This is a genomic window from Kerstersia sp., assembly GCF_052103615.1.
In the GTDB taxonomy this organism is placed as follows: domain Bacteria; phylum Pseudomonadota; class Gammaproteobacteria; order Burkholderiales; family Burkholderiaceae_B; genus Kerstersia.
Map to the genome: position 1 here is coordinate 1 of NZ_JBQEKA010000130.1, position 5,709 is coordinate 5,709.

The window sequence follows — 5,709 nt, forward strand, 5'->3', positions numbered from 1 at the left end:
TGCCGGAGCCGATGATGAGTACGTGACTCACGAGCCGCTCAGATCCGCGGCTTCGATTTCCATCACCTGCCCCAGGCCGCCGCGAAACTTGCCGTGCCCGCCGGAATCCGGCCGCAATTCCTTACGCCAGACCACGATAGGCCCGACCTGCTCGGTCGCCTCCACCGGCATGGTATGAATACCGCTGGGGAAGGCCGTTGCATTCAGCCCATCCACACTGGGCCGCGCGCCCCCGCCGCCGCTGTTGAACATCAGAATCTGCGCGCTGCGGGCCGCGGCATCCTGAGGATTCTTGGGGGTCGCGCTGATTTGGATATTCCAGGTCGTCCCCGCCCCTTCCGCCGGGATACGATCCGGCAGGAACTGATGCAGCGCGCCCAGCACCACGTCCGGCACAAAGTGGCCCAGCACGTGGCGCACGGCGACCGGGCTGGGACGCTGCGCGTTCAGGATGCAACCCTCCGGCGCCACCACTTCGAAGGGCGCCAGCGAGGCCGCATTATTCGGAATTTCCGGGGCAATTGAACATTTCAGGCCGTAGCAGGTATAGGCCTTGGTGTAGATCATCGGCACATTGATGCCATAGCTGCTGACCCCCGAGGTGCCCGCATAATCCGCCAGGATCCGGTCGGCCTCTATCGTCAGCTTCACTTTCATGAGCACCTGATCTTCGTAGCCGTCCACCCGCATTTCATTCGAAAACGACCCGCGCGGCAGCGCCGCGATCTTGGCCAGTGTCGCTATCCTGCTGTTTTCCAGAATGAACTCGCCGAGGTCATTCAGGTTGTCGAGACCGAACTCGTCCATCATTTGCTGCAAGCGCCGTTCGCCGATCTCGTTGCAGGCCGCCAGCGCATAGATATCGCCCACCACCTGATCCGCCTCACGCACATTGTTGCGCACGATATTGACCAGATCGCGATTGACCTCGCCACGGTCAGCGAAACGCATGATGGGAATGAACAGGCCTTCTTCGTACACCTCACGGCCATCCGGGCCGAACCCCCGGCCGCCGATATCAACCACGTGCGCCGTGCAGGCAAAAAACCCGATCAGGCGCCCGCCCCGGAAGACGGGCGAGACCACCGTCAAATCATGCAAATGGCCAGTGCCTTTCCAGGGGTCGTTCGTGATGTACACGTCTCCCGGCGCAAAGGTTTCCACCCCCAGGTCACGCATGAAATGGCCCACGGCCTCGGCCATCGCATTCACGTGGCCCGGCGTGCCGGTCACGGCCTGGGCCAGCATCCGGCCCTGTTCATCAAACACACCGGCGGACAAATCCCCCGCTTCGCGCACACTCGTGCTGAACGCCGTCCGGATCAGCGTGAGCGCCTGTTCCTCAACGACCGAAATCAGGCGGTTCCACATCACCTGGCGCTGGATATTGCTAACGTTTCCTGACATGTTCCCTGTCTCCTTCAAGCCTGGCTGTCTTGCTGCATTTCCACGAACAGGCACAGATCAGCCTGCACGGTGGCCACGAATTTGCTCGGTACGATGGTGGCCGTCTCCCGCTCCACGATGACGGCTGGCCCGGCGACCCTGTCCCCGACCGCCAATTGCTCGCGGTCATGCACGGCAGCCGCCACGAACGCTTCGAGCTTGGCTTCGAACACCTGGCGCGTGCCCATGGGCGCCGCATCACGGTATTGCTGCTGGCGTTCAAGCCGCGTGACCGGCTGGGGCGCGCTGGCGGCACGCACCGACCAGCTGACAATTTCGATGTCCAGCCGGTCAATGGCACGGCCAAAGAAACGCACATAGGCTTTTTCGAACTCGGCCGCCAGGTAATCCCGGTCAGCCTGGGTAAATGCCCTCACCGGCAAGCTCACGGGAATTTCCCAGCCTTGCCCGGCATAACGCATATAGGCCGTCCGCTCTATCACCGGCTCGGCATTGCGCAGGCCCTGGCGGGCAAAAGTGCCAGCCTCATCTTCCATCGCCGCCAGCAGCTGGTTGACCTTGCCCGCATCAAAGGCGCTCAGGCGCATGAAACCGCTGCGGGCCGACTCGAAACCGAAGGGCGCGCGCAGAAAGCCAAGCGCCGACCCCACGCCAGCGCCGTAAGGCACGATAAAGGCGCGTATGCCCATTTTTTCGCATAGCCGGGCCGCGTGCACCGGCCCGCCGCCGCCAAAGGTGATCATGGTGAAACCGCCGATATCATGGCCGCTTTCCACCGCATGCACACGGCCGGCATTGGCCATGTTTTCATCCACCACTTCGATGATTCCATAAGCCGCCGAGGTCTCCGTCAGGGACAGGCGGTCCGCCACTTCCTGGCGGATCGCATCGGCAGCCAGCGGGCTGGACAATTTCATCTGGCCGCCAGCGAAGTAATCCGGATCGAGCTTGCCCAGCAAGACATTGGCATCTGTCACGGTCGGCAGTTTGCCGCCGCGCTGATAGCATGCCGGGCCAGGTTCTGAACCGGCGCTGCGCGGACCGACGCGGATCTGGTTCATGCCATCGACAGCAGCGATAGACCCTCCGCCAGCCCCGATTTCCACCATTTCCACCACCGGAATCGAGATCGGCATGCCACTGCCCTTCTTGAAGCGGTAGGTACGCGCCACCTCGAAGGTTTTGGCGGTTTTCGGGTTGTATTGCTCAATCAGGCAGATCTTGGCCGTCGTGCCGCCCATGTCGAACGACACAACCGATTCGATGCCATAGCGCTCGGCAATATTGGCCGCGAAAATCGCGCCGCCCGCGGGGCCGGATTCCACCAGGCGCACCGGGAAATCCGCGGCGGTTTCCACGGAAATAATGCCGCCGCCGGAGTGCATCATGAAAACATCGCAAACCGCGCCGCAGCCTTTGAGTTCGCTGCGCAAGCGTTCCAGATACGATTTGATGAGCGGTTTGACATACGCATTGGCGCAAACCGTATTGAAACGCTCGTACTCACGGATCTGCGGCGACACCTCCGAAGAGATGGACACGCTGACATCCGGCAGGCGCTGGCTCAGTGCCTGGCGCATCTGCTGTTCATGCGCGCCGTTCATATAACTGTGCAGAAAACCTATCGCCACGCTTTCATAACCGCCTGCCGCGATGGTGTCGATCAAAGCGCTGATCTCGGCCTCATCCGGCGCCAGCAGCACCCGCCCATCGGCGGCGACACGCTCGCGCAGCACATGGCGGTCGGCCCGCTCTATCAGCGCCGCAGGCAGCACGATATCCAGGTCATATTGCTCGAAGCGGTTTTCCGTCCGCATTTCGATCACGTCGCGGAAACCGGCCGTCGTGATGAACGCGGTTTTGACGCCCCGGCGCTCGATCAAGGCATTGGTCGCCAGCGTCGTGCCATGAATAATCACGTCAATATCCGCATACCCCAGGCCCACCTGATCGAGCACCTGTTTCAGGCCTTTCAGAATGGCCCGTTCCGGGGCGGTGTAATCCGTCAGTACCTTGGTCGTATGCAGGCTGCCATCCACTTCCAGGGCGACGTCGGTAAACGTCCCGCCTATGTCCACGCCCACTCTTACGGATTGTTTTTTGTTGCTCATTGCATCCTCTCCACCTTTTGAATCCTGGCTCTCTGGCGGCCAGCTGATTGAAACTACAGACGCGGAATCATCAGGCCGCCATCGGCCTGAATGACGGTTCCCGTCGCAAAGGCAAAAGCTCCGCTCGCCAGAGCCGTCACCATGCCGGCCATGTCTTCGCCCTCCCCCCAGCGCCCGGCAGGCACCAGGCCGTCGGCGATCAGGCGGTCATAGCGCGGCGCCACGACTTGCGTCATGCCGCTGTGCGTAATGCCGGGCCGCAGCTCAAACACGGGAATGCCTGCGGCGGCCAGGCGCAGCGCTGCCAGCCGGGTCAGCATGCCCAGGCCCGACTTCGAAATGCAGTACTCCGCCCGCTCCGTTGAAGCGGCCTCGACACTGATGGAGGACACCGTGATGATGGAACGCGGGTGCGCGGCCTGCTCTTGCGCCAGAAAACGCTTCATGACGGCCTGCGTCAAAAAGAAAGTGCCGCGCAGATTGATATCCATGACCGCATCGAATGCTTCCGGGGTCAGCGCCAGCATGTCGGCCCGCTGCACCGCGCCCACACCTGCGTTGTTCACCAGGCAATGCACGCTGTCGCCCAATTCGGTTTCTATCTGCCGCAGCCAGTCTTCATGCGCCTCAAGCTCGGCGAGGTCGCCGGAAATCAGCGTCACGCCCGCAGCACCGGCTTGCAGCAGTTCCTGCCGCAAAGCCTGCATCGCCGCCAAGGGCTGGCGATCCATCAGCGCCACGCGCGCGCCTTGCGCCGCAAAGTGCCGCGCAATGGCCAGCCCTATCGTCCCGGCGCCGCCAGTAATCAAAACCACCGGCCCCGCCGTCACAGCGGCGGCCTGTTTATTTTCCTGAGCCATCACATCCTCTCGTTATCAACTCTCGAATACCGCGCCAAAGCGCGCGCTCCTTAGCGGAACAAGGCCGGCAGCCACAGCGAAATTGCCGGGATATACGCCACCATCAACAGCACGATGCCGCTGGCGATGTAGTACGGCCAAATGGTGCGCAACACTTCCGAAACACTGATCTTGCCCACCGCGCAGCCCACGAACAGCAAGGTGCCTACCGGCGGCGTATAGAGGCCTATCCCCGCCGCCAGAATCATCACAATGCCGAAATGCACCGGGTCCACGCCGAAGTTCTGCGCCACCGGCAGGAAAATCGGCGTGGTGATAATGATCATCGGGGACAAATCCATGAAGGTGCCCAGCAACAGCAGGGTGACCAGAATCAGCGCCATGGCGACATAAGGGCTGTCCGACATGCTGGTCATCGCACTGATCACATAACTGGGCACTTGCAGAAAGGCCATGAACCAGCCGAAGGACGCGGCAGCCGCAATAATGAACAGCACCATGGCGGTGGTTCTGACTGCCGCGCTCAAGGCCTCCATCAGGACGTGCCAGGACTGCATGCGCATTACCACCAGCATCAGGCCGAAGACATACAGCACAGCAACGCAAGCGCTTTCAGTGGGCGTAAAGACACCGAAGCGCACTCCGCCGAAAATCACCACGACCAGAACAATGGCCGGGGTGGCTGCCACCAGCGCCCGCCCGATGGCAGCCACGCCAGCAAACGGCTCTGCCGGGTAGCCTTTGCGCACCGCCTGAACATAGGCCGTCACCAGCAGCGCCGCCGCCAGCAGCAGCCCGGGCAGAATGCCGGCCGTAAACAAATCCGCAATGGAAATCCCGCCGCCACCGGCCACGGCATACAGAATCAGATTGGGCGAAGGCGGAATCATCAGAGCAATGACGGCGCTGCTGATAGTGACGTTGACCGCATAGCTTCTGGCGTAGCCGCGCTTGACCATCTGCGGCACCATGATGCCGCCTATGGCCGAAGCGTCTGCAATCGGCGAACCGGAAATCCCGCTCAGCAGCACCGACGAGGTGATGTTGACCTGCCCCAGCCCGCCACGGATATGGCCCACCAGCGTGCCGGCGAAATTAATCATGCGGTCCGCCACCCCGCCGCGCATCATCAATTCGCCAGCAAAAATGAACAGCGGAATGGCAATCATCGCAAAGGAACTGATGCCCTCATTCATCTGCTGGAACACGATCAGCGGCGGCAAACCCATATACATTGCCGTGCACAGCGCGGCGACCGCCAGGCAGAAGGCAATCGGCACCCCCAGAATCATCAGGCCCAGGAACACGCCGAAAAGAATCATCAATTCCAT

General features: G+C 61.7%; 4 protein-coding genes. All 4 read right to left on the reverse strand.

Annotated elements, in window-relative coordinates:
* Positions 1-27: 27 nt before the first annotated feature.
* Positions 28-1,407, reverse strand: a complete 1,380-nt coding sequence (locus ACTJGZ_RS15640; RefSeq protein WP_441663820.1) for a hydantoinase B/oxoprolinase family protein — start codon at positions 1,405-1,407, stop codon at positions 28-30.
* A gap of 14 nt (positions 1,408-1,421) precedes the next feature.
* Positions 1,422-3,518, reverse strand: coding sequence for a hydantoinase/oxoprolinase family protein (locus ACTJGZ_RS15645; RefSeq protein ID WP_441663821.1), 2,097 nt, complete (start codon positions 3,516-3,518; stop codon positions 1,422-1,424).
* Positions 3,519-3,571: 53 nt separating this feature from the next.
* A complete protein-coding gene (locus ACTJGZ_RS15650) occupies positions 3,572-4,378 on the reverse strand; it encodes a 3-ketoacyl-ACP reductase (protein WP_441663822.1) in 807 nt (268 codons plus the stop codon).
* A gap of 50 nt (positions 4,379-4,428) precedes the next feature.
* On the reverse strand, positions 4,429-5,709 hold a 1,281-nt coding region (locus tag ACTJGZ_RS15655), incomplete at its 5' end, for a TRAP transporter large permease (RefSeq protein WP_130487660.1).

What these genes read in the sequence shown, in the direction of transcription:
- ACTJGZ_RS15640 (WP_441663820.1), bottom strand. Translation starts at nt 1,407, where the DNA reads ATGTCAGGAAACGTTAGCAATATCCAGCGCCAGGTGATGTGGAACCGC.
- ACTJGZ_RS15645 (WP_441663821.1), bottom strand. Translation starts at nt 3,518, where the DNA reads ATGAGCAACAAAAAACAATCCGTAAGAGTGGGCGTGGACATAGGCGGG.
- ACTJGZ_RS15650 (WP_441663822.1), bottom strand. Translation starts at nt 4,378, where the DNA reads ATGGCTCAGGAAAATAAACAGGCCGCCGCTGTGACGGCGGGGCCGGTG.